Source organism: Deinococcus seoulensis (assembly GCF_014648115.1).
Taxonomy (GTDB): domain Bacteria; phylum Deinococcota; class Deinococci; order Deinococcales; family Deinococcaceae; genus Deinococcus; species Deinococcus seoulensis.
Window position 1 is genome coordinate 26,816 of sequence record NZ_BMQM01000009.1, and the last position, 25,165, is coordinate 51,980.

At 71.3% G+C, this 25,165-nt stretch carries 17 protein-coding genes; 10 read left to right on the plus strand and 7 right to left on the minus strand.

Annotated features, from left to right (window positions below; all coding sequences use genetic code 11):
• Window positions 1–148 precede the first annotated feature (148 nt).
• Window positions 149–742, minus strand: coding sequence for a TetR/AcrR family transcriptional regulator (locus tag IEY70_RS08450; protein WP_189064567.1), 594 nt, complete (start codon window positions 740–742; stop codon window positions 149–151).
• Window positions 743–980: 238 nt separating this feature from the next.
• Here IEY70_RS08450 and IEY70_RS08455 point away from each other — a divergent pair, with 238 nt between their 5' ends.
• On the plus strand, window positions 981–1,283 hold the full coding sequence (locus IEY70_RS08455; protein ID WP_189064568.1) for a recombinase family protein: 303 nt from the start codon (window positions 981–983) through the stop codon (window positions 1,281–1,283).
• 47 nt (window positions 1,284–1,330) lie between these two features.
• The gene (locus IEY70_RS21290) at window positions 1,331–1,618 is read left to right on the plus strand and encodes a PAAR domain-containing protein (protein WP_189064569.1); all 288 of its coding nucleotides are present in this window, start codon (window positions 1,331–1,333) and stop codon (window positions 1,616–1,618) included.
• Window positions 1,619–1,711: 93 nt separating this feature from the next.
• On the opposite strand, the gene IEY70_RS08465 is transcribed toward IEY70_RS21290, so the two are convergent.
• The 6 genes from IEY70_RS08465 to IEY70_RS08490 all read right to left on the minus strand — a co-directional run bounded on the left by IEY70_RS08465 (window position 1,712) and on the right by IEY70_RS08490 (window position 10,841).
• A complete protein-coding gene (locus tag IEY70_RS08465; RefSeq protein ID WP_189064570.1) occupies window positions 1,712–7,198 on the minus strand; it encodes an eCIS core domain-containing protein in 5,487 nt (1,828 codons plus the stop codon).
• Window positions 7,199–7,272: 74 nt separating this feature from the next.
• Window positions 7,273–7,902 (minus strand): phage tail protein, encoded by a 630-nt coding sequence (locus tag IEY70_RS08470; protein WP_229777771.1) that lies wholly within the window; start codon window positions 7,900–7,902, stop codon window positions 7,273–7,275.
• Between the two features lie 99 nt (window positions 7,903–8,001).
• Window positions 8,002–8,202, minus strand: coding sequence for a hypothetical protein (locus IEY70_RS08475; RefSeq protein WP_189064571.1), 201 nt, complete (start codon window positions 8,200–8,202; stop codon window positions 8,002–8,004).
• Window positions 8,199–8,648 (minus strand): hypothetical protein, encoded by a 450-nt coding sequence (locus IEY70_RS08480; protein ID WP_189064572.1) that lies wholly within the window; start codon window positions 8,646–8,648, stop codon window positions 8,199–8,201. Before IEY70_RS08480 ends, IEY70_RS08475 begins: the two co-directional genes overlap by 4 nt.
• A 23-nt stretch (window positions 8,649–8,671) precedes the next feature.
• A complete protein-coding gene (locus IEY70_RS08485; RefSeq protein WP_189064573.1) occupies window positions 8,672–9,130 on the minus strand; it encodes a phage tail protein in 459 nt (152 codons plus the stop codon).
• Between the two features lie 67 nt (window positions 9,131–9,197).
• On the minus strand, window positions 9,198–10,841 hold the full coding sequence (locus IEY70_RS08490) for a phage tail sheath family protein (protein WP_189064574.1): 1,644 nt from the start codon (window positions 10,839–10,841) through the stop codon (window positions 9,198–9,200).
• 296 nt (window positions 10,842–11,137) lie between these two features.
• On the opposite strand from IEY70_RS08490, the gene IEY70_RS08495 reads away from it, so the two are divergent.
• From IEY70_RS08495 to IEY70_RS08530, 8 genes are all read left to right on the plus strand, one after another.
• Complete coding sequence (locus IEY70_RS08495; RefSeq protein ID WP_189064575.1) at window positions 11,138–12,019, plus strand: Pvc16 family protein; 882 nt, start codon at window positions 11,138–11,140, stop codon at window positions 12,017–12,019.
• 133 nt (window positions 12,020–12,152) lie between these two features.
• Window positions 12,153–12,626 carry a GPW/gp25 family protein gene (locus IEY70_RS08500; RefSeq protein WP_229777772.1) on the plus strand — a complete coding sequence of 158 codons (474 nt, stop codon included), beginning with the start codon at window positions 12,153–12,155 and terminating at the stop codon, window positions 12,624–12,626.
• 115 nt (window positions 12,627–12,741) lie between these two features.
• A complete protein-coding gene (locus tag IEY70_RS08505) occupies window positions 12,742–14,874 on the plus strand; it encodes a putative baseplate assembly protein (RefSeq protein ID WP_189064576.1) in 2,133 nt (710 codons plus the stop codon).
• Window positions 14,874–15,848, plus strand: coding sequence for an FHA domain-containing protein (locus IEY70_RS08510; RefSeq protein WP_189064577.1), 975 nt, complete (start codon window positions 14,874–14,876; stop codon window positions 15,846–15,848). The genes IEY70_RS08505 and IEY70_RS08510 overlap by 1 nt, the downstream gene beginning before the upstream one ends.
• A complete protein-coding gene (locus IEY70_RS08515; protein ID WP_189064578.1) occupies window positions 15,845–20,632 on the plus strand; it encodes an FHA domain-containing serine/threonine-protein kinase in 4,788 nt (1,595 codons plus the stop codon). Before IEY70_RS08510 ends, IEY70_RS08515 begins: the two co-directional genes overlap by 4 nt.
• Window positions 20,633–20,685: 53 nt before the next feature.
• On the plus strand, window positions 20,686–21,324 hold the full coding sequence (locus IEY70_RS08520) for a CIS tube protein (protein WP_189064579.1): 639 nt from the start codon (window positions 20,686–20,688) through the stop codon (window positions 21,322–21,324).
• A 133-nt stretch (window positions 21,325–21,457) separates the two neighbouring features.
• Window positions 21,458–23,239, plus strand: coding sequence for a VgrG-related protein (locus IEY70_RS08525; protein ID WP_189064580.1), 1,782 nt, complete (start codon window positions 21,458–21,460; stop codon window positions 23,237–23,239).
• Window positions 23,239–25,158 (plus strand): ATP-binding protein, encoded by a 1,920-nt coding sequence (locus IEY70_RS08530; protein ID WP_189064581.1) that lies wholly within the window; start codon window positions 23,239–23,241, stop codon window positions 25,156–25,158. Before IEY70_RS08525 ends, IEY70_RS08530 begins: the two co-directional genes overlap by 1 nt.
• Window positions 25,159–25,165: the final 7 nt, after the last annotated feature.

Genomic DNA, 25,165 nt, shown 5'->3' on the forward strand with positions numbered 1-25,165 from the left:
CGGCCGGAACGGGTGGCGGGATCGGTGGGCGGTGAAGGTGGGCCGGAATTAAAGAGTGAACACTTACTTACGAATCACAGCGCATCCGGCCCAGCCTGACACCCACCGAAAGGATGACGCGACCCCGGCGCCGCCCGGCCGGACCCGCTCACGGCGCCATTCCCGGCCACATGACGTCCAGCAGGCCGCGCACGAACCGCCCCCGCTCGACCGAATCGTGCCCCATGTGCGGCAGCATCCGCTCGCGGTGGATGTAGTGCGTGACGGCGCCCATCATGGCCAGCGCCGTCACCGAGGCGTCCAGCGGACGGACACGGCCACGCCCCGCCTCGGCCTGCAGGTACGTGTCGAGGGCGTCGGCGTCCGAACGGATCGGGTCGTCCAGGCGTTGCAGCAGCGGGTTGTGACCAGGATCGTGTCCGCGCGAGAACATCACCATCAGCTTGGGCATCAGCAGTTCGGCCTCGTCCAGCACGCTCATCAGGGCGCGTTCCAGGTTGCGGCGCACCTCGCCCTGGCCGACCTGCGCGAGCAGTTCCGGACGCCAGCGGCCGTAGTTGCTCAGGCCGATGGCCGCCACGAACAGGTCCTCCTTGGTGGGAAAACGGTTGAACAGCGTGCCCTCGGACACCCCGGCGCGGCGGGCGATGGCGGCGGTCGTGGCCGAGAAGCCCTGTTCCAGAAAGACCTCGTGCGCGGCCTCCACAATCTGTTCATCGGTGATCGAGCGGGGACGGGCCATACCTGAGTATTTACTCCATTAACCCGGCGGCGTGGTGTGTGCTTCCTCACAACCTCCCCCACCACCCACCCGGCCCCCCCACCGGGCAGTGCATGATGAAGAAGACCCACCCCTGCGCCTCCCACGGGCACCCCCTTCCGGGGCGTACACTCACGGACCTGCCCCCACTCACGGACCTGCACCCCGCCCGGCCCGACAGACCGGCCACCCACCCGCCCCACACGACCGAGGTCCCCCCATGCTGATCGGCTACGCACGCTCCATCCAGGCCCAGAAACAACCCATCACCCAGATCAAGGAACTGCTCAGCGCCGGGTGCCAGTCCATCTTCATCGACAACAACAGCGGCGACCACCTCGAACGCCCGGTCCTGCACCGCGCCATCGAAAGCCTGCGCCCCGGCGACACCCTGATCCTGCAAAACCGCGACCGCCTCAGCCGCAACGCCACCCAGACGACCATCCTGCTCGGCCGCGTCGCGCAGCAGGGCGCCGACGCCCGCTTCCTGCACGACACGCCCCGCCGCGCCCCCACCCCCTGACCGCACCTGCGCGCACCTCACGCCCCCACACGCCGTACCATGCACGCATGCCCATGGCCGCCCGCGTCGGAGACACCCACACCTGCCCCCAGTTCCAGGGCTGGACCCCGCACGTCGGCGGGCCGGTCAGCGGCGGCAGCGCCAACGTCCTGATCGGCGGGCAACCCGCCGCCCGCGCCGGTGACCCCTGCGTGTGCATCGGCCCGCCCGACACCATCGCGCAGGGCAGCGCCACCGTCCGCATCAACGGCCGCCCCGCCGCCCGCCTGGGCGACAGCACCGCGCACGGCGGCGTCATCAGCGCCGGAGCGCCCACCGTGAACATCGGCGGCTGACCCGCACAGGCGGCGCCCCGCTACCGTGGGGGAGTGCCATCGTGGGGGAGCGCCGCCGGATTCAGCGCCTGCCTCGCTCTGCGCTTCCCTCGCTCAGTGCCGCCGCAACTCACTGCTCAGTCGATCACGCAGGCGGGCGTACACCTCACGCGCCACCTGATCCAGATCCACCTGCGCCGGAGCCTGCGCCCGCCGCCCCACCGGCGGGGCGCCCGCCTGCGTATCCTTCGGCACCTGCGGCGCGGCCCGGTCACTGGCGGCCGCGTTCACCACGCCGCCCAGCAGACTGCCCGCAGACCCCAGACCGCCAGAAGCCATGCCCAGCGCAGGCAACGGCAGTGGCGGCGGGGGCGCAGGCTCCGGCGCGCGCTGCCCGGACAGCGGACCCCGCCCGGCGGGCGACGGGACGTCCGACGACCACCAGGGCGAGGCGTCTGCGCGGGCGTCGGTGCTGTCGTCCGGGCCATCGCTCGGGCCGTCGTTCCTGAAGGGATTGACCGTCCACGCCCACTGTGCCGACGTGTTCATGCCCGGCCGGGAACCCGCACGCACGTCCTGCGCCGACTGGCGGGCGCTGGCATGCTCGGTCGCCAGCGCCACGGCCTCCTCGGCCCCGCTGTCCGGACGGCCCGGCGCGCGGCGCAGCACCTCCGGCACGAACCCCGCGCGGTCACGGCGCAGGGCGTGCGTGACCTCATGCGCCGCCAGCGCCCGCCCGGCCGCCGACTCCAGCGGCGTGTCCGGCGACAGGAACACCGTGCGCCCCACCGTGAGCGCCTCGGCCCGCGCGGCCCGCAACGCCGCCGGAACCCCCGCGTTGCGGATCACGCGCACATCCGCCACCGACGTACCCATCAACTGCGCCAGGGACGCCTGCACCCCCGGCGGCAACGGCTGACCATGCCCGTCCCGGATGACGGCCGCCTGCAAGGTCCGCAGCAACCGCGCCTGCGGCCCATCCAACTCCGAACCGCCCAGCAGGGTACCGGGCAACAGGGCACCGGGCAGCCCATCCCTGTGCAGCGGCGCACCCTGCGGCGTCACCGCCTGCACGCCCGGCCGCGACGTGCCCGGCCCCACCGGCCCCGACACCACCGGCCCCGACACCTCCGGCCCCGGCCCCACCAGTCCCGGTATTTCCGGCACAGGAATCCTGATGCTCGGCCCCGGCCCGAACAGCGACGGCAGCGCGGCCCGCAGCGTGCTCTCCCAGCCGTCATTCAGGCCGCCAGTCGGGCCGCCAGTCACGCTGTCCGTCAACCCGCCCACCGCTGCGGCCGTCACGGGCGCCGGAACCGCCGTGAACTGAACGCCCGGACGATCCCCGGACCCCGGCACGCCCGGCCCCTCGAATCCCGGCACGACCGCCTCGACCCACGGCACCTGCATGGCGGTGCCGGGGCGCCCGTCCGCTGCGCTGAAGGGCGCGTCCGGGAGGACCGGGACGACCTCCGCCGCCTCTGCCGGGACCGGCGCCGTCCGGCCGCGCTGTCCGTCCGGGTCACGCGCGTACGGCAGGTGCAGCGGCCCATCAACCGCATACCCGGTCCCCACCGGACTCGACTGGAACGGCCCGGCAGGCAGCACCCCCGTGGAAGACACGGTCGGCAGCCCGGCCACCGGGAGCACCGCAACAGGGCCACCCGGTCCAGCGGGCCACGACCCCGCCCCTGGATTCAGGTCCGGCACCTGCACCGGGGCAAGCTGCGGCCGCACAGGACTGGGTTGCACAGGGCTGAGCTGCACAGGAGTGGGCTGTACAGCTACGGGCATGGTGACCAGCGCATCGGCAGGCGGGCTGTCCGGGTTTTCGGGCGCCGGAACCGCCGGAGCGGGCCGGGTGGTCGGTGCGCGGCCTGGGACCGTGGAGGCTGACCGGCCAGCGTCCACCTCAGCGTCCACCGGGACCTGGGCAGCGTCCGGCCGGGCCGACCTCTGCACGGGCAGGGGCGGCGCATTGAGGGACGTGCGGGCCGGACCGACCCCGGCGGGCTGTGCGCTCACCGGGCGCGGCAGCACGCGCGGCGCGGCGCGTGCCGGACCCTCCCACACCGCGGGTGCAGCGGAGGAAATTCCCGGCCGGACGGGCTGAACCTGGGCTGATCGAGACTGTGCTGATTGAGATTGGGCTGATCGAGATTGGGCTGAGGCCGGTTCTGCCCGCTCTGCCCGCAGGGAACGGCCCGGCACATCACCGGCCTCCGGCCCGGACGTGGCTCCTGGCCGGACGGCGGCGGGCCGCCCGTCGGAAGGAACCGGCGCGGCAGCGACCGGCCCAGGAATGACCGGCCCAGGAACGATGGGCAGAGGGACCACCGGCGCAGTGACCACCGGCGCAGTGGTGATCGGCCCAGTGGCGATCGGTGCAGTGGCGATCGGCGCGGTCTCCGCCTGAACCACAGGACCGGTCTGGGGAGCGGCGGGCGCCTCTGGCCAGTTCAGCGGTGACGGCGCGTTCCGGCCCGCCTGCCCGGCAGGGTGTCCGGTCGGCGGGTCGGGAAGTCGTGGAGTCTCCGGGAGGGGGGGGCGTTCAGTGGCAGGGGCGGCCGCCTCCCTCCCGGTCGGCTCTGCGTGGGACTGTTCGGGTGACAGGGGCGCGGGGGTGACCTGTGGTCCGTCAACGGTCTCTTCCGGCCAGCCGGGCACAGGGCCACTGCCGGTGAGATGCGCGGGCACGGGCAGGACAGGCACCACCGGGACAGGCACCGGGGCGACGGGCACAGACGACAGAGGTGCTGACGACAGAGGTGCTGACGACAGAGGCACTGACAGCACGGGTCGTGTCAGATCAGCCGGAGGCGGCGCAGGCTGGGGCGGCAGCAGCCGGGGTGGGTGCGTACCCGCCACAGGTTCCCGCGTGCGGTCGGCCGGGAAGTCCGGCGCAGTATCCGCAGGCCCCGCAGGCGAGGGGACCGCCCCGGTCGTCGCCCCGGTCGTCGCCTCGTTCGCCGGGACCTGATCGGTCCGGGAGGGAAGAGGCTGAACGCCGTTCCGGTCGGGCCGCCGGGTCGCCCCGGACGGACGGCCGACGGGCGCGGCTGGCGGTACGGAGACGACCCCCTGCGCGGCAGGCAGGCCGGGCACGGGCAGGATGGGCACGGGCAGGGCGGGGAACGCCTCCCGCTCCAGGACGCTGCGCTGAACGGGCCGTGCCGCCAGGGGGATTGCAGGCGGGGGGATTGCAGGCAGGGGCGCGCGGTCCATCCCCTCTGAACGGGGCGTGCCCGACCCGGGCAGGACAGGTACAGCCTCGCCGGGCAGGCCCTCATCGGCTGTGGGGCGCACCGCTGCGGGCCGCGCCGCTGTGGACGAGGGGGCCTCCGGCTGCGTTCCGGGCCGCCCGACCGGGCCGGGCTGGACACCCGGGGTCGGCCGGAGGTCAGGGTGCGGCGGCACCTGACCGGCCACCGGGAATGGTGCAGCCTGAACCCCGACCACCGGGGCCTGAACTGGCGCCTGAACCGCTGGGGTCACCGGGGTGCCGCCAGGGAGAGGCGCGTCTGAGCTGCGGTCTGCTCCCGGTGCTGTGGCGACTGGAACCGGAGCAGCCGGTGGCATCAGCCTGTCCAGCGCGGCGGCCGGGCTGGGCGCGGTCGGTGCCGGGCGGGAGATTTCCGCAAGACTGGTGTCCGCAGAGTGAACTTGCACCGGCGCGGCCTCCGCACGGCTGGACCCGGCGGGTTCATCCTGGGCGGGTCCAGGCATGTCGGGCACGGCGGTGTCGGGCACAGAGAGGCTAGATACAGTGGGACTGGGCACCGGCTCACTGGGTGCCGGTTCGCTGGGCACGGGTGCGCCGAGCATGGGGGCGCTGGCAGCGGGCTGACCGGGCGTGTGACCCGCTGTGTCCGGTTCCTCGTCCGGGTCGGCCGGGCCGCCGTCCGGGGTGCGGGCGTTCCGGCCGGAGCGGCTGGCGCGGGCGCGCAGGCGGGGCGTGACGCTGCCGCGCGTGCCCGGCTGGTCCGCGCGTGCCTGGGTGGGCGCGGCGCGGTCCGTCAGGTCGGGTTCCGCCGCGCCGGGCGCACTCACGTTGCGTTCCGGATGGTGGTCCTGCCAGGCGTGCAGTTGCCCGGCTCCCAGCGCGGAACTCTCGATCTCGCCGCGTTCCTCCAGTTCCGCGAAGCGGTTCAGGCGCGCCAGGATGTTCTGCGAGACGTCCTGCGGGATGGGCGGCGCGGGCTTCACTTCCTCCTCGACCTTCGGCGCGACGATGGGCGCCGCCTGCGGGCGCGGTCGGCGCGGCAGTCGCACCGGAATGTCGTTGTTCCCGGAACGCAGCAGTCGCTCCAGCTCGCGGCGTTCCTGTTCCTGCTGTTCACGCACGTCCGGCGGAAGCACGTCCGGGAACACCAGCGGCGGCCCGTCCTCGTCCGTGGGTTCACCGGCCGTCGCGTCCGGCGCGGGTGTGCGGGACGGTTCAGGCGCGGCCGGGGTCGCGGGCCGGGGCGGCTGGTCGCTTCCGTCCCGTTTCCCGGAGGGGGCGGGTGCAGCCGGTGCGGGGGCCGCCGGTTCGCTGCGGTCGGCGCGGGGTTCGCTGGTGGTTCCCGTTCCAGTGACGCGTGTTCCAGCGTCTTGCGTTTCGGTGACTGGCGTTCCGGTGACGGGCGTTCCGGTGCTTGCCTCGATTTCGGTGGCTGCCCCGGTTTCAGGTGCTGTCTCGGTGCGGGTGATTGCCTGCGCGCCGGTCGCCTGCGGTGCCGGGGGGCGCGGCGCTTCCGGGCCGGGCGTTACCGGGTCGGGCAGAGCCGCGATGGGCAGACCCGTGATGGGTGGCGCCGGGCTGGGTGGCGTGGTCTGGGGCAGCTCCGTGTGCGGTTGCGCCGGGCCATTCACCTGGGGTGCATTCACCTGCGGGCCGGGCACCTGGGGGCCAGTCACCTGCGGGCCTGTGCTCCCGGCCTGGGGTTCCGTGCTGGGTTCAGGAGCGGGTTCGGTGGCGGGCAACGTATCCGGGGTCTTCTCGGTGGCCGCATCCGGTTCCGGGGGCGGTGCGTTCAGGGCCATGGTTTCCAGGAACGACGCGGGGCGCAGCGGGGCCGGGCGGTGCGCGTCGGCCTCACGGGGCGCGGCCCGGTCCGGCAGTGGTTCCGGGGGCAGCGCGCCCAGCGGGGGCAGTGGGCTCAGCCCGGCCGCGAGGGCGTCCTCGTAATCGCCGTACGGATCGTTGACGGCCGGTGCGGCGGCCCACCCGGCGGCCCACTCGGCCGCGTGGTTGTCGGTGTTGCGCGGCGCCGGGCCGGGCACGAACAGATCGGGGGTGGCGGCCGGTGACCACTGCGGCAGGTCGTCCGGGGTGGGTGTGACCGCGCCGGGCGGGGCCGACAGCAGCCGGGCAGGCACGCGGCGCGGCCCGCTGCGGGCGCGGCTGAGCGGATGGCCGGGCAGATGGCCGGGCACGGCGGGCTGCGTGAAGGGCGTCACGGGCGACCAGGGACTCAGGGGACTCAGGGGGCTCGGGGGGTTCAGGGTCAGGGTGGGGTTCGCCGCGAGGGCCGCGTCACTCCGGGGATGGTCGCGCCGGGTGACGGCCATCTGCGAGGCGTGTTTCAGGCGGCGCAGCCGCTCGTCGAAGATACTCACTGGACTCCTTCACGGGGCCGGGCGGAGTGGGTGGCCGGGCCGCAGGTCTGTTCGGGGGAAAGGATGAGCGCGGCTCAGCGGCTCAGTTGCAGGAACCCGGCGTGCGCGAGTTCCAGCGATTCGACGGCGACGGCGTCCCCGTTTCCGGAGAAGGTGGGGCCGCTCCACTTGACCGGGTACGCCTGCAGCAGTTCGAACCGCATCCGGACTTTCGGGTCGGCGGTGCGGTAGGTGCCGCCGCTGTCGCGGGCGCCGGTGGGGTGGTCGTACACGGTCACTGTGATGTTGCGCACGTCCAGGTAGCCCTGCACGATGTTCAGGTGCCATTCGAGCAGTTCGTTCCCGGAGACCATGCCGCGCTTGAGGATCAGGTTCCCCACCCTTGAACGCACGGGCAGGCGCAGCACGCGGTCGTTCACGCCGCCCTCGATGAAGTCCATGGTCTCGGTCTCGACCTGAAGCCCGCTGACCTCACTGAACGCGGCGTGTTCCAGTCCGTCGATGGACACCTGGTAGCGGTGGTTGCTCAGGACGTGCAGCGACGTCTGCTGCGGCGTGATGGTCTTGAAGCGGGTGGCGTGCGTCATGGTCAGTTCGGACGGCGCGACCGGGCGCGGCAGGTTCGGTCTGGTGGGGTTGCGGAGGTCGAACCCGGCACTGAAGTTCACCTGTCCCAGCGGCCCGAGGCTCAGGGAGGCGGTCACGCGCGGGCGTCCCCGGTTGAAACTGACATTGGAGCGGAAGGTCATCGGCGGTCTCCTGGGTGGGGTGTCGTACGGACTCCGGTTGAACGGCAGTCCGTATCAGCGTCCGTTGCGGGTCAGGTCCAGGCGCAGGTCGTCCTGTAACAGCCGGTACACGCGGCGCGTCACCTCGTCCAGGTCGATGTCCGCGGTCGTCTGGGCGCGCGACCCGACCGGGACGGCTTCGCCCGCCGCGCCGGTCGGGCGGGGCGGGGCTGGGTGTGGTGGGGCCGGGTGTGGTGGGCGTGCGGGGGGGGTCATGAGGGAACGCCCTGTTCCAGGTCGGCGCTCAGGTCGAGTTCCAGGATCGCGCCGCAGTGCGGGCATTCCGTCTCGATCTGACCGTCCGTGAAGGCCGGTGTGGGCGCGGCGTTCCAGGTAGGCGGCGCGGCGGGCGGCGCGGACTGCGGGGGCAGCGCGAGGGTGGGGGCGGTGTTCATCTGGGCGTACAGCGATTGCAGGTACGCGAAGTCGGCGGCGGGCAGCACGCCCAGCACGTCGGGTGTCACGGGTGAGAACGGCCCGAGGCGCGTGATCACGCGGGCCAGCAGCAGCAGCGGGTAGTACGCCTCGTTGCGCTGCACGCGCGGGTCGCCCAGCGGTTCGATCTCGTCGAGGGCGGTGGCGAGGCGCATGACGCCGCCCCGGTGAACCTGCCCGTCGGACGTGTGCAGTCCGGCGGGCAGCATGAATGTCAGTTCGTTCACGCGTCAGTCCGGGTCACGGGTGCTTAGCTGCCCGCGGGGACGCGCTTGTACCCTTCGTGCGTGATGGTCAGTTCCTCGATGGCGACCTCGTTGCTCTTGGCGTCGTAGGTGGGGCCGTTCAGTTTGCTGGGCCAGGCGCGCTCGAAGGTCCAGGCGGCGACGGGTTCGCCTTTCTGGTTGTGCAGGGTGATGGTGCCGCTGCGGCGGGCTTCGTCCATGTTGCCTTCCTCGACCTGCTGGCGCCATTCCCACATGTCCATGTCGTTGGTGATGCCGCGCTTGAGGACGATGTCGTTGTACTTCATGGTGCCGGGTTCGCGGATCAGGACGGCGCGGCCCTTGGCGTCGGTGGCGCGGTACTCGACAACCTGGCTTTCGCTGCCCAGGCCGGTGCATTCGCGGAACGCGCCGACGACCTTGTTGTCGAACTGAACGCTGAAGTAGGCGGCAACGAGGGGGTCCTTGCGGGTGGGTGCGGTCATATGAATACCTCCGGTGAGGGAATGAGGGGAGCGTGGTGGGGGAGGGGGTGGTCAGGTAACAGCTGTCTTACTGTCCGCCGCCCGCGTACTGGCTGAAGCGGAACACGATGAATTCGGCGGGTTTGACGGGCGCAAGGCCGATCTCGACCTGCAGCACGCCACGGTCGCGGATCTCGTCGGGGTTCAGTTCGGCGTCGCACTTCACGTAGAAGGCCTCGCGGGTGGTGTTGCCGAACAGGGCGCCGTCACGCCAGACGCTGGTCAGGAAGGAGTTGATGTCGCGGCGGATGCGGAACCACAGGTTCTCGTCGTTGGGTTCGAACACGGCCCACTGGGTGCCGCGTTCGATGCTCTTCTCGACGTAGTTGAACAGGCGCCGGACCGGCACGTAGCGCCACTGGGCGTTGCTGGACAGTGTCCGGGCGCCCCAGACGCGCACGCCCATACCTGGGAACTCGCGGATGCAGTTCACGCCGATGGGGTTCAGGATGTCCTGTTCGCTCTTGGTGATCTGCAGGGCCGGCCCGATGATGCCGCGCACGACCTCGTTGGCGGGTGCCTTGTGTACGCCGCGTTCCACGTCGTTGCGGGCGTAGATGCCGGCCACGAAGCCGCTGGGCGGGACCATCATGGGGCTGCCGTCGGGGCCTTCGATCTTGACCCAGGGGTAGTACATGGCGGCGTAGCTGGAGTCGAAGTTCGTTTCGACGTTGCGCCACTGCACGGCCTGCTGCGGGGTCAGGTCCGGGGGGGTGTCGAGCAGCGCGATGCGGTTGGCGTTGCGTTCGCAGTGGTCGATCAGGGCGCGCTGCACGGCCTTCACGCCGTCCGCGCCGATCATGCCGGCCTGGTAGGCGCTCATCAGGTCGGGCACGGCGATCATGCTGACTTCCTCGGCGATTTCGAGGCTCTCGATGCCGCTGCGGCTGTCCACGCTGCCCACGAAGTCCTGTCCCTTGAGTTCGCGGCCTTCCTCGATCACGTTGCTGTGGGCCTGCAGCACGTAACTGCCGATTTCGGGGGCGCGTTCCACGAGCGGGCCGGTGGCGCTGGCTTCCTCGATGGTGATCAGGGTGCTTTCCCGGTTGATGACGTCCGCGACGCTGCGGCTGTGCTTCTTGCCGATCGAGACGTTCGGGAAGGTTTCGGTCACGTCGTTGCGGGAGACGCGCAGCGTGAACAGACCGTCGGTGCCCTCGTCGGGGGTGGCGCCGCCGCCACCATCGGCGGGTTTGCCGTCCTTGCCTTTGGGTGCCTGTTCGGTCTTGACGGGGTCCGGGGCGAGGACTTCGATCTGGATGTCGCTCTGGCGGCCGTCGCGGGCGACGATGCTGAGGCTGGGTACGGCCTTGCTGGCGCGGCTGGGCAGTTGCAGCGGGCGGGCGGCCTCGACGGTGCGCGCGCCCTTGGCGTCGGGCTGGGTGGGCACGAGGCGCACGACGTAGCAGCGGGTGCCGCCGTTGTTGAAGTACGCGTACACGGTCTGCGCGAGGTACGCGCCGTCCATGAAGGGGTCGCGTTCGCCGCTGGCGGTGACGGTCCCGAAGATCTCCTTGAACTTCTGCCAGTTGGCGACGAACACCGGGGTGTTGGCGGGGCCGTTGGGTGCGAAGCCGACGAACGCGGCGGTGGTGGTGCTGACGCCCTCGATCGGGCGGGGGCCGCTCTGGGTTTCTTCGACGTAGACGCCTGGGGACAGGTATTCGGGCATGGATTCCTCCGGAGTGCGGGGCAGGGGTAGGGGGGCGTCGGCCGGGTGTGGCGGCGCCCGTGGGGTGTGAGATACCCAACATTGCAGACGCCCGGTTTGGGCTCAAGCGAACTTGAGCAGACGCGGGCGGGGGCCGGGTTCTATACTGACCAGTCATTCATTCAGCGCCGAGGGATAAACTTGAAAATTACCGCTCCAGGACGACAGATCTCAGTGCGAAACTCCACAACGCCCCCGGTGGTGGCAGCCGTGGGGGCGCTGGCGTCGGCCCGCGTGCACGGACGGGAGTGCGCCGCGTGATCGACGAAATCCAGCAGTCCCTGAAAGAACTTGTCTATACCGAGGCGGGTCTGCCGCGCGACGCGCTGGACATCCGCTTCGCCGCGCCCACACCCGCCTGGGTGTCGGGCCTGACCCGTCCCACCCTGAACTTCTTCATGCACGACCTGCGCGAGAACGCCTCGCTGCGGTCCATGGAATTCACGCACGCGCCCACCGGGCTGGGCGTGGCCCGCACCCTGGCCCCGCGCCGCATGGACCTGCGGTTTCTGGTCACGGTGTTCTTCAAGGCGCAACTGGACGAACTGGGCCGCGACGAGTGGCAGGTGCTGTGGCGCGTGCTGGCCGCCCTGATGCGCCAGGACGAGTGGGAGGACCGCTACCTGCCTGCTACGGCCCGCGCCACCGGCCTGGGCATCCTGGGCCAGATCACGCCCGGCGACACCAGCAGCGGCGTGTTCAGCAGTCTGGGACAGACCGTGCGGCCCCACCTGAACTACACCGTGACCGTCCCGCTCGACCTGGGCGTCACGACCCGCTCGCCCATGGTCCTGGAACGCGACCTGAGTTTCCGGGCGCAGGCCACGCCCGGCGAGCAACCCCCCGTCTCGCGCCGCATTCGCAGCAGCTGGCACCTGCTGGACGAACTCGGGCAGCCCATCGCGGACGCCCTGGTCCGCAGCGAGGGCGGCGACGGCAGCGTGCGCGCCTTCAGCGACGAGGCGGGCCTCGTGCATCTGAACGTCAGCCGCAGCGAGGTGCAGCAACTGCGCGTCCTGACCCTCGACGGCCGCGCCCTGACCCTCCCGGCCCACGACTCCACCGATCAACCCACCGCGCCCGGCCCACGGGCACTTCCGGCCCTGACCCCTCAGGCGGCCGAACCGGGGACCGCGTGACCTGCGTGACCCGCCCCGCCGCAACCTTGCCCACGCGGCGGCCCGGCCTGAGTTACAGTGCCGCCGGTTCCGTCCGTTCCGCCGATCCACTCTGGTCCGCCCCCCACCCGGCACACCGCGCAGGAGGCCCCCGGTGACCCAGTCCAGACCGCCCCTGAATGCCCCGCACTCCACGGCGCAGTCCGCGCCGGGCGCGCTGCCCGGCACGCCGCTGCGTTCACCGGCCGACGTGCTCGGCACCGGCGTGGCCTTCCCGATCGGCGTGAACCCGCGCGGGCAACTGTCCATGGTGTCCGGCGAGCGGGCCGTGACGCAGGCGATCCTGAGCCTGCTGATGACCGCGCGCGGCCAGCGGGTCATGCGGCCCGAGTACGGCTGCCGCATTCACGAACTGGTGTTCGCGCCGGGCGACGCGACCACGCTGGGCCTCGCGTCGTACTACGTGGACGAGGCCCTGCGCGCCTGGGAGCCCCGCATCGAAGTCGAGCAGGTGCAGGCGCAACTGGACGGCCAGGACACCTCACGCATCGTCGTGGACATCCGCTACCGCCTGAAGGGCAACCCGGAGCCGCGCTCGCTGGTCTTCCCGTTCTACCGCTCCCTGTAACGCCCGCCCCAACTGCCCCCGCTCCGACTGCCCCCGCCCCGCCCGATCCCGACCCACCCCGTCCCAACCGGGCCGCCGCGCCCGCCTCAACTTTCCTCACCCTGGAGAACCCGCCGTGCCCCTACCGACCGTGAACCTCGACGACCGCCGCTTCGATGACATTCTCGACGAGGCGCGCCGACTGATTCCGCAGTACTGCCCGGAATGGACCGACCACAACGCCAGCGACCCCGGCATCGCCATCATCGAGATCTTCGCCTGGATGACGGATCTGCTGCTGTACCGCGTGAACCAGGTGCCGGACAAACTGCTGATCGCGTTCCTGGACATGATCGGCGTGCAGCTGGCCCCGCCCCGCGCGGCCGGCGCGCCCGTCACCTTCTACCTCAGCGCCCCGCAGGACACGCCGCTGGCCATCGCGGCCGGCACCGAGGTCGCCACGCTGCGCACCGAGGTGAACGAGGCGATCGTGTTCTCCACCGAGCGCGGCGGCGTGGTCCGCCCGCCGACCCTGCTGGGCCTGTTCAGCGCGAACACCCTGGCGCAGGTGCGGATGGACAGCGACGGGCAGACCGGCGCGGACGGCGGCGTCACCGCCGGGCCGCAGGGCAGCGGGCACGCGGGCACGCAGCACGACCTGGCGCAGCTGGGCCTGCCGGGGCACCGCTTCCCGATCTTCCAGCCGGAACCGCGTCCCGGTGACGCGCTGTTCGTGCAGCTGGCCGGGGACCACAGCGATCACGTGCTGGCCCTGATCTTCGGCGTGGAACTCGCGGGCGGGGCGGGCGTGAACCCCAACCACCCGCCGTACGTGTGGGAGGCGTGGCAGGGAGGCGTGGGCCGCTGGGCGACCTGCGAGGTCGAGTACGACGGCACCCAGGCCTTCAACGTGAGCGGCGAACTGATCCTGCGGCTGCCGACCATGCGCGAGGGCGTGTTCTTCGACACCAGCGGCTACTGGCTGCGCTGCCGCCTGACGAACGAACAGATGCACGCCGGGTACAAGGTCAGCCCGGACCTCGAAACGTTGCAGATCGACGCGCGCGGCGTCACGGTCCCCGCCCGCCACGCGACCATCGTGCGCGGCGAACTGCTGGGCCAGAGCAGCGGCGTGCCGGGCCAGCGGTTCCGGCTGCTGCGCGGCCCGGTCCTGAACCTCGACCCGGAACGCGACGTGATCGAGGTCATGACCCCGGAAGGCGAGGCGCACATCTACGCGCCGGTCGCGGACTTCTCGGCGTCCACGCCCGACGACCGGCACTTCACACTGGACACCGGCAGCGGCGAGGTCGCCTTCGGGCCCAGCATCCTGCAACCCGACGGCAGCGTGTACCGCTTCGGCGCGGTGCCGGCGCAGGACGCCACGGTCCGCATGCGCCGCTACCAGTACGGCGGCGGGGCCAGCGGGAACGTCCCGGCCCGCACGCTGACCGTCCTGAAAAGCAGCATCCCGTACGTGGCCCGCGTGACCAACCACGCCCCGGCCGCCGGGGGCCGCAACGGGCAACTGCTCGAGGACGCCATTCAGCGCGTGCCGACGCTGCTGCACACCCGCACCCGCGCCGTCACCGCCGACGATTACGAGCACCTCGCGGCGCAGGTGCCGGGCGTCGCCCGCGCCCGCTGCGTCACGCCGAACATGGCCGCGCCCGGCCAGACGTACCCGGGGCAACTGCGCGCCCTGAACGTCCCGCCCGGACAGGTGACGCTGGCCGTGCTGCCCAGCGTGTCCTTCGAGGATCAGATCACGCGGGGCGACGACAGCGCCGACCCGTTCGCTCCGCTGAGCGCCCGCATCGCGCCGGAACGCCTGACCCTGAGCGCCGAACTGCGCGGGGCCGTGCAGGAGGACCTGGACCTGCGCCGCCCGGTCGGCACGACCCTGGACCTGCGCGCCCCGCAGTACGTGTGGGTCAGCGTGACCGCCACCATCCGCGCGTACGCCGGGGCCAGCCGCCCCGCCCGCGAGGACGTGCGCCGCCGCGCCACGCAGGCGCTGTACCGCTACCTGAACCCCTACACGGGCGGCCCGGACGGGCGCGGCTGGCCGTTCGGGCGGACCCTGAGCCTCAGCGAACTGTACGGCCTGCTGCGCGGCGTGAGCGGCGTGGAGGTCGCCGAGGACGTGCAGGTCGTCCTGACCGAACCCGGCCAGCCGCAGCAGCGCGAAACCATCACCGGCAGCCTGCCGCTGCCTCCGCAGGCGCTGATCGTCTCGGACGTGCACGTGGTGCGGGTGGATCACTGATGCCGCAACTTCAGGTCCGGCAGCGCGGGGACGTGCTGCGCACCCTGAACCTCGGGATGCGCCAGCTGTCCATCGGCCGCACGCCCGACAACGGCCTGCCGCTGCGCGACCCCAGCGTGGCCGTCCGGCACGCCGAGATCAGCGTGGAGGGCGGCGCGCTGCTGCTGACCGACCTGACCGGCGGCGAGGCCGCCACCTTCGTGAACGGACGCCGCCTGACGCCCAACCAGCCCTGGCGCCTGACGCACGGCGACGAGATCCAGATCGGGCCGTTCACGGTCGCGTTCCTCAGCGAGTCGGTCGCCGCGCCCCCCGAACCCCCGCAGGGCCGCACGGACGTGCAGGGCACCCTGGCCGCCCACCCGGCCCGGCCGCCCATCCCGACGTTCCCGGCGCCGCTGCCGCCGCCCGGCGGGGCCGGACTGTACACGTCGTTCCTGCCGCCGTACTTTCAGGAATCCGAGTTCCTGGGCCGCTTCCTAAAAATCCTGGAGGCCGTGTGGGAACCCATGCAGCGCCGCCAGGACAGCGTGGACCTGCACTTTGATCCGCGCGTGTCGCCGCCGCAACTGCTCGGCTGGATGGCCGGGTGGCTGGGCGTGCCGCTGGACCCGCACTGGCCCGAGGCGCGGCAGCGGGCGTGGCTGCGCGAGGCGGTCACGCTGTACCGCTGGCGCGGCACCCGCTACGGCCTGAGCCGCGCCCTGGAAACCGTGTTCGGCCTGACGCCCGTGCTGAGCGAGGATTCCGCGCAGCCGCACACGCTGCGCGTCACGCTGCTTGACTCGCCGGACGGCGACGACACCGCCAGCCGCGAGGCCATCACGGAGTTCGTGCAGCGACACGCCCCGGCGCACACGCGGGTCACGGTGGAGTTCGTGGACGCGCCCACGCCCCCAGGCCAGACCCCAGGCCACACCCCAGACCAGACCACTCCCACCGGGCCGGGCGGCCCGCAGGCAGGTACCGCATGACCGACCGCATCTTCCACCACTACCAGCTGGGACGGCTGCTCGGCGGAGGCTGGCTCGGGCCGGTCCACGCCGCCGCCGACCTCGACGAGAACCGCGAGGTCGCCCTGCGCATCCTGGACGACGCCAGCAGCGGCCAGTCCTTCCTGATCATGCAGCTCGAGCGGCTGCTGCTGAAAGTCGGCTCGCTGCGCCACCCGAACATCCTGCCCACCGGCGCCCTTGAACAACGCGACCGCCGCGCCTTCTACGCCATGGACCTGGGCCAGCAGGGCAGCGCCCGCCAGCTGCTACAGGGGCAGGCCCGCGCCGCGCAGCCGCTGCCGGTCGTGACGGCCGTGGACCTGATCCGCCAGGCGGCCGCCGGACTGGCGTACGCACACGACCAGGGCCTGATGCACGGCAACCTGAAACCCGAGAACCTGATCCTGCAACCCGGCCGGACCCTGCTGGGCCACACCGGGTACGTCACGCAACTCTCGGATTTCGGGCTGGCCGAACTGCGCGCCGGGAGTTACGGCACGCACGACCGCGCCGTCGTGAACGCCCTGGCGTACATGAGCCCCGAGCAGTGCCGCGGCATCCGCAACGAGCTGCGCACCGACCTGTACGCGCTGGGCCTGATCCTGTACGAACTGCTGACCGGACTGGTGCCCTTCGACATCCGCGACGCGGCCGAGGCGCTCGAGAAGCACCAGCACGTCGCGCCGCGCCAGCCCAGCCTGCTGCGCCCCGACCTGCCTCCGGCCCTCGAGGAGATCATCCTGACCTGCCTCGCCAAGGACCCGCAGGACCGTTACGCGGGCGCGCCGGCACTGGAAGCGGCGCTACAGGAAGTCCTGAACGGCCTGATGCCCGGCGGGCCGGAACCCACCGTGCGCCTGAGTGCCCTGCCGGTCATGCCGCCCGCGCCGGGCCTGGACGGGCACGCCAGTGGCCCGGAACCGACCCTGCTGGTGTTCAGCGAACGCCTGGAACTGCTGCGCAGCGACCCGGTCACGCAGGCCAGTTTCACGGTGGGCCGCGCGCCGGACAACGCCGTTAAACTCGAGCATGTCGGCGTGAGCCGCCACCACCTGAACGTGGAATTCACGGGCGGGCAGGCGCACGTGACCGAACTGACCGCCACGAACGGCACGGTCATGGACGGCCTGCCCCTGACGCCCATGACCCGCCTGCGCTGGCCGTACCGCACGCCGCTGTACCTGCGGCCCTACTGGCTGGTGCTGCTGGAACCCCAGCAGGCCCCGGCGCGGCCCCGCATCGTCGTGAAACCCGAACGGGACCGCGTGACCCTCACGCCGGGCACGCCGCTGACCCTGCACGTCATGCTGGCGAACACCGGCCCCACCGTGGATCACTTCCGGGTGGACCTGCGCGGCATTCCGGCCGAGTGGGTGCAGGGCGCGCACACCGAGGTGCAACTGAACCCCGGCATGCAGGGCGGCGCGACCCTGACCCTGCTGGCCCCCCGCCACAGCGACAGCCGCGCCGGGGACTACGACGTGACCGTCGTCGCCCACTCGCGCGAGGACCCCGCGCAGACCGGGCAGGCCCCGCTGGCCGTGACGGTCGAGCCGTTCCATGAACTGGTCGCCACCATGCTGCCCCCCGTGCGCCGCACGTGGCGGCACGCGCGGTACACGGTGCGGCTGGAAAACCGGGGCAACACCGACGAGGCGTACCACCCGCGCCTGCGGGACAACGAGGGGCAACTGCGGATCCTGCCGCGCCTGCACGACCTGATGACGGTCCCGCAGGTCACGACCACCGGCATGCCAGTCGACCCGACACAACTGGCGCGCGAAACGGCCCGGCAGGCGACCGCCGAGGCCCGGTACGCCGCCGTGGCCGCCGCCCGTCAGGCCGTGCAGGGCCAGGGCCGCATCCGCGTGACCGACCTGCCCGCCCGCCTGCCCCTGGGCGCCGGGCAGAGCGCCGAGGAGACCCTGAAGGTGCGGGTGCCGCTGCGCTGGCTGGGCGCGCCCTCGCAGCATCAGATGCACGTGGACGTGTTCCCGGAACTGCCCAGCGGCGAGAGCGGCGAACACCCGGCCGCGCAGGCCAGCGCCGAACTGAACCACCTGCCGCTGATCCCGCTGTGGATGCTGCCCATCGTGCTGATCCTGCTGGGCGTGCTGATCTGGCTGCTGACCCGCCCGCCGCAGATCACGCAGTTCGACCGGGCCGACAGCGACACCGTCGTGCGGCCCGGCACGCCGTTCACGCTGCGCTGGGACACCCAGAACGCCACCCGCGTCACCATCCCGGAACTCGGGGCGGCCGGGCGGAACCTGCCGCGCGACGGTCAACTGACCGTGCCCGGCATCACCCGCGACCAGAAGTACACCCTGACCGCCCGCTCGCTGCTGGGCCGCACCGTGATCAACCCGCAGACCGTGCAGGCCCGCTTCGACCGCCCGGAAATCCAGACGTTCGAGGTCACGCCCGCCCGCGTCGCCGGGAACCAGAAGGTCACCATCCGCTGGCAGGTGCGTAACGCGCAGCAGGTGACCATCAGCGAACTCGGGAAGGTCCCGGCCAGCGGCACGCGGCGCTTCTCGCCCAGCCGCGACACGACCTTCACCCTGACCGCCCAGAACGGCACCGAACGCGAGACCGACACCCGCAGCGTCACGGTGCTCGGGCCGCAGGTCAAGACCTTCAAACTGGAACCCGCCGAAATCGAACGCGGCGGCAGCGCCGTCCTGTCCTGGAACGTGCAGAACGCCAGCACGGTCATGATCGAGGGCCTGGGCATCGTGCCCGCCAGGGGCAAGAAGACCGTCAAACCGCGCGAATCCACCAGTTACACCATCACGGCCAGCGGCGCGAACAACCTGACCAACAGCGCCAACGCCCGCCTGGAAATCACCTCGCCCGCCCCGGAATTCCTGAACTTCGAGATCGACCCCAGCACCGTGCGCTCGGATCAGACCTTCACGATCCGCTGGAAGACCAAGAACGCCAGCAGCGTGAACGTGCAGTACGGCAGCGGCACCGAGGACAACGCCCCGGAAGGGCAGACCATCAAACCCGCGCCCACCACCGACGTGGACATCATCCTGACCGCCCGCAACGACGCCGGGGACCAGGTGACCGTCAAGAAACCCCTGAAGGTCACGCCCGTCGACGCGGAAGCCGAGCGCAAGAAAGCCGAAGCCGAGGCGGCCGCCGCCGCCGAGAAAGCCGCCGCCGAAGCCGAGAAGGCCGCCGCCGGAAAGGTGACCTTCACGGCGCAGCCAGCCACCATCGTCGGGGAGGGTGACGTGACCCTCAACTGGAACGCGCAGGGCTTCGAGACAGTCACGATCCTGCCGCTGAAAGGCCCGCAGAACGGGAAGTTCGACGCCAGCGGCAGCGAGATCATCGAGAAGGTCAACACCACCCGCACCTACAGACTGGTGCTGTACCTCAAGTACGGCAAACCACTCGAGATCGAACGGACGGTCAAGGTCACGCCGCGCCCGGTCGAATTCCGTACCTTCAAGGCCAGCGCCACCGACCTGGGCGCGCCCGGCCCCGTCACGCTCAGCTGGGACGTGGCGAACACGCCCGCCGTGCGCATCGCCGGACTGAGCGGCCCGCTGCCCGGCGGCAAGTGGCCCGCGCGTGGCAGTACCACCCTGAACGTCCCCAAGACACGCACCTTCGTCCTGAGTGTCGGCGCCCTGCAAAAGAGCGTCACGGTGCGCGTCAAGCCGCCCACGCCCGTCATCACCTTCAGCGCCGCGCCCACGCAGCTCACGGGCGGCGGCACGGCCGTCCTGACCTGGAGTGTCCGGAACGCCAGCACCGTGCGTATCGACGGCGTGCGCGGCCCGAACACCGACGGGTCCTGGCCCGCCACGGGCCGCACCACCCTGCCCGTGAAGGCCACACGCACCTTCACCCTGCGTGCCGGGAACGTCACGAAAACCGCGTCCGTGACCGTCACGCCCGCCCCGCAGGCCCGCGTGAACAGCTTCACGGCCTCCAGCGCCGCCCTGAGTGCGCCGGGACCGGTGCGCCTGCGCTGGAGCGTCAGTAACGCCAGCAGCGTACGCATCAGCGGCGTGCCGCAGACCCTCGCGGCCACTGGCGAGACGACCGTGAACGTCGGCAAGACCACCACCTTCGTCCTCACGGCCGGCAGCGCCCAGGCCAGCCGGACCGTGATCGTCAAACCCTCCACCGTCACCACGTCGGCCACCACGCCCGGACAGGACTCCGGGAACGTCCCGCCCGCCAGGCCCGCCACGCCGGTCATCTCGTACTTCAGCGCCAAACCCGCCAGTATCCGTGCGGGCGGCAGCGCCACCCTGTCCTGGAAGGTCACGGGCACCGACTCCGTGACCATCGAGGGCGCGGGCGGCAGTCTGCGCAGCAGCGGCATCCTGCGGGTCAGCCCCGCCCAGACCACCACCTACACCCTGGTCGCCGGGAACGTGCGCAGCGAACCGGTCACCGTCACGGTCACCAGCGCCGCCACGCAGGTCAGCGAGTACAGCGACCTGATCGGCTCCTGGACGCACCCGTTCGGGTACCTGACCTTCTACAACATCGAGGGCCGCCGCGCGACCGGCACCTTCGCCAGCGAACGCGACGACATCCCGGACCTGCCCATCAACGTGATCTTCAGCGGCGGCACCCTGACCATCACCTCACCGAAACTCGACACCTTCAAGATCGTGGCGTCCATCGACGCGGGCCGCAAGATCCTGCGCGGGCCATACACCCTGCAGGGCCAGAGCGAACGCTGGTGCGCGTACCGTCCCACCGTCCAGCAGCCCGCCGACTGCCGCTGAAGCCCGTCCCATCCCCTCACCGCGCCCTCACCCACCGACCACGGAGGAACCCCATGAGCATCACGTCAGCAGGCGGCACCGGCGGACAGTTCACCAAGGCCCAGATCGTTCCCATCGACGAGAACAGCAACCAGCGCACGCCCATCGAGTGCATGTTCAACCCGCGCGAGTACACCATCACCCGCAGCGTCCAGTACGACAACCAGACCACCGACACCGGCGACAGCGCCAACAAGGTCTTCCGGGGCGGGCAGCCCGCCACCATGACCCTCGAACTGTTCTTCGACACGTACGCCCGCCGCCAGTCGGCCGGAATGGTCGAGGACGTCCGCCGGTACACCAAACCGCTGTGGGACCTGACCCGCATGGACCCCCAGACCTCCGAGACGGCCAAGGGGTCCGGCGTGGAAAAGAAACGCCCGCCCATGGTGCTGTTCCAGTGGGGGTCCACCTGGCACTTCCAGGCGGTCATCAAGAGCATGGAGCAGCAGTTCACGCTGTTCATGCCCGACGGCACGCCCGTGCGGTCCATCATCAAGGTCAGCCTCGAACAGGGCGACGCCAGCACCGGCTTTGAGGGCAAGAGCGGCAGCACCTCCACCTTCCACATCAGCCAGGGCATCCGCGCCGCCGCCGGACAGCGCGGCTTCGTGGGTGACCTGCGACAGACCTCCTACGGGAAGGGCACGTGACACGGATTCCGTTTATTTCGTTGACAACCCGGGAGGGCACCGGGTTGCCAACTCCACGTCCGGAATCCGCCCGGCTCCCACTCGCGTCCGCTCGGATTGAACGGGCTTTGCAGCCCATTCAATCGGAGTCCGTATGACCCGCAACGCGACCCGCCACCCGATGGAAGGCGCGGTCAGCACCCTGTACCTGAACATCGACGGGCAGGACATGACCGCCGACGCCGTACGCATGATCGACGAGATCACCGTGGACAGCAGCCTGCAACTGCCGGACGTGGCGACCGTCACGCTGCGCGACCCGCAGGGCCTGCTGATCGACGACGAGAAGTACCGCCTGGGCGCCCGCATCCGCGTGATCGCGCAGGTGAAAAGCAACCAGGAAACCGTGTTCGACGGTGAACTCGTCGAGATCGAACCCCGCTTCTCGCGCGGCACGCAGCACCTGCGCCTGCGGGCCTTCGACCGCCTGCACCGCCTGGCGCGCGGCACGCACACCCGCTCGTTCCTGAACGTCAGCGACATGGACCTCGTCAAGAAACTCGCCGCCGAGGCCGGCATGACCGCCCAGACGGCCGACAGCAGCGTCGTGCACCCGTACGTGCTGCAACACAACCAGACCAACCTGGAATTCCTGCGGGAACGCGCCTCCCGCCTGGGCCTGATCCTGTACGCCGACGGCACCACCCTGCACTGCGAGGCCGTGCGCGGCCAGGACCCCATCGACCTCACGTGGGGCGACACCCTCACCGAATTCACGCCCCGCCTGACCAGCCTCGGGCAGACCAGTCAGAGCACCGTGCGTTCCTGGGACCCCAGGCAGAAACGCAGCGTGGTCGGCCAGGGCGGCAGCGGCCAGGGGCGCGCCGAGGTGCCCGAGGGCAGCCGCAGCGAGGGCGTCTCGCAGCAGGCGTTCGGGATGGACACGCCCGCCACGAGCAGCACCCTGATCGTCCGCGAGCAGGCGTACGCCACCGCCATCGCGCAGGCGCAACGTAACCGCGTGAGCGAACACCTGATCGAGGCGCGCGGCACCGCCGCCGGGTACCCGCGCCTGACCGCCGGGACCACCCTGAACGTCCGCAACGTCGGCAAGCGTTTCAGTGGCGCGTACGTCGCCAGTAACGTCCGGCACCTGTACCGCAACGGCGAGGGCTACAGCACCGAATTCAGCGTCACGGGCAGCCGCCCGGATTCGCTGGCCGCCCTGATCCGCGAGAGTACCGCCGGACCCGGCGCCGCGCCCGTCACGCCCGCACCGGGCCTGATGATCGGCGTCGTCACCAACAACGACGACCCGGACAACCTGGGCCGCGTGAAAGTCAAATTCCCCGCCCTGACCGAGGATGACGAGAGCGACTGGGCCAGGGTCGTGAACCTGGGCGGCGGCCCGAACCGCGGCTCGCAGTTCACGCCGGAAGTCAACGACGAGGTCCTGATCGGCTTCGAACACGGCGACATCCACCACCCGTACGTGATCGGCGGCCTCTGGAACGGCAGCGACGCCCCCCCACGCCCCACCGGCAAGACCATCAAGAACGGCAGCGTCATCCAGCGCGTCTACCGCACCCGCCTGGGCCACGAACTCGTGTACGACGACCCGCCCGACCCCGACCCGCCCCGCATCACCCTCCAGAGCAGCAAGAACCACGCCCTGGAACTCAACGACGACAAGAAAAAACCCTTCCTGCAACTGCGCACCACCTCCGGCCACCGCCTGACCCTGATGGACGACCCCAGAGCCCCCCACGTGACCCTGGAAGACAGGAACGGCAACCAGCTGAAACTCGACACCAAGACCAACACCCTGACCATCACCAGCACCGGCCGCCTTGAACTCAAGGCCCGCAGCGGCATCAAGATCGACGCGGGCGGCGGGAACGTGGACGTCAAGGGCGTCATGATCAACCTCAACTGATGGACGGGACACGGGTGCAGGCCCTGCACGCCCTGTGCGACGCCCTGAGCGCGCAGGTGCTGGACGTCGCGCTGAACGAGCAGGCCGAGCCGGACGTGCGGTACGTGGTGGTCCTGCCGGACCTGAGCGGAACACGCCTGGAGGACGTGCAGGCGCGGCTGGAGCTGACGGAATTCGAGGTTGGGGTGCTGGCGCTGGCCCTCTCGACCGAGCTGTTCCCCGAGCGGATGCTGGCGGCGTGCGCGGCGGCGCTACAGATGGACAGCCTGTACGCGGCGTTCCTGACGCCGTCCCTGACGCGCCGCTGGCTGCTGGGGGACGACTGGGCGCAGGGCGCGGCGTTCAGCGCCGGGCGGCCCCTGCTGGACTGCGGCCTGATCGAGTTCGGCGCGAGCGTGAATGCCAGCGTGCTCGAAGCCCTGACGCCCCTGCGGCTCAGTGCGGGTCTGCTGGCCGACCTGCGGGGCGCGCCGGACGTCCCGCCGGACCTGCGCGGCGTGCTGCGCGCCCTGCCGCCCGGCGGTCTGCTGAGCGACTCGCAGGAGGCGCAGCGTGAGACGCTGGCCCGGCACCTGAAGAAGGAGGACCGGGCGGCGCTGCTGTTCGGCGCGAACGTGGCCGGGATGCAGGCGGTTGCCGGGCACCTGCTGGGGAACGGCGCGCATCTGCTGGACCTGCCCGTCCTGGCGTCCCGCCCGCCCGAGGAGCAGGAGGGCGTGCTGCGCGCATTGAGACGCGACACCCGCCTGCGCGGCACCCGCCTGACCGTGGACGCCGCCACGCCCCTGCCCGACGCGCAGCCGCCCGAGGGACTGGTGGACCGCGTGCTGGACGTCGCCGCTGGCCCGGTGGTGGTCCTGGCCGCTGACCCGCTGCCGCTGGACTCGCCGCGCGCGGTCCTGAGCGCCGAGGTTGGGGCGCCCACGCCCGCCGAGCAGCGCGAACGCTGGGCGCACGCGCTGGGCGTCAGTGAGGATCAGGCGCTGCTGCGGCAACTGGGCGACCAGTTTCACCTGAACCTCGACCGCATCGACGCGCTGGCCCGCGACGCCCGCGCGGGCCTGAGCGGCAACGCCAGCCACGCCGCCCGCCTGGAACGCGCCTGGGACGCCGCGCGCGGCGCGAACCGCCGCCTGATGGGCAGCCTCGCGCAGCGCATCGACACCCGCGCGACCTGGGCGGACCTGATCCTCCCGGACACCGAGCGGCTGGCCCTGGAGCAGATCGCCGCGCACGTCCGGCACCGCTCGGTGGTGTACGAGGACCTCGGCATGGCCCGCCCCGGACGGGGCCGCTCGATCACGGCGCTGTTCAGCGGCCCCAGCGGCACCGGCAAGACCCTGAGCGCCGAGGTCCTGGCCCGCGACCTGAACCTCGACCTGTACCGCGTGGACCTGAGCAGCACCGTCAGCAAGTACATCGGCGAGACCGAGAAGAACCTGAAGCGGATCTTCGACGCGGCGGATCAGGGCGGCTGCGTGCTGCTGTTCGACGAGGCCGACAGCGTGTTCGGGAAGCGCGGCGAGGTCCGCGACAGCAACGACCGCTACGCGAACACGCAGGTGAACTACCTGCTGCAACGCCTGGAGAGCTTCAACGGACTGGCCCTGCTGACCACCAACCTGGAGAGCAGCATGGACGTGGCGTTCATGCGCCGCCTTCAGTTCGTGATCAACTTCCGCGCGCCGCAGGCCCCGGAACGCGAGCGGCTGTGGCGCGGCGCGTTCCCCCGTACGCTGGACACCACCGAGGTGGATTTCGCGCGGCTGGCGCAGGCGGACGTGTCGGGCGGCAACATCCGCAGCGTGGTCATGAACGCCGTGTTCATGTCCGTGGCGCGCGGCGTGCCCGTCAGTCAGGCGCTGGTCGAGGAGGCGCTGCACCTGGAGTACCGCAAGCTGGGCCGACTGGTGCTGTGATACGGAC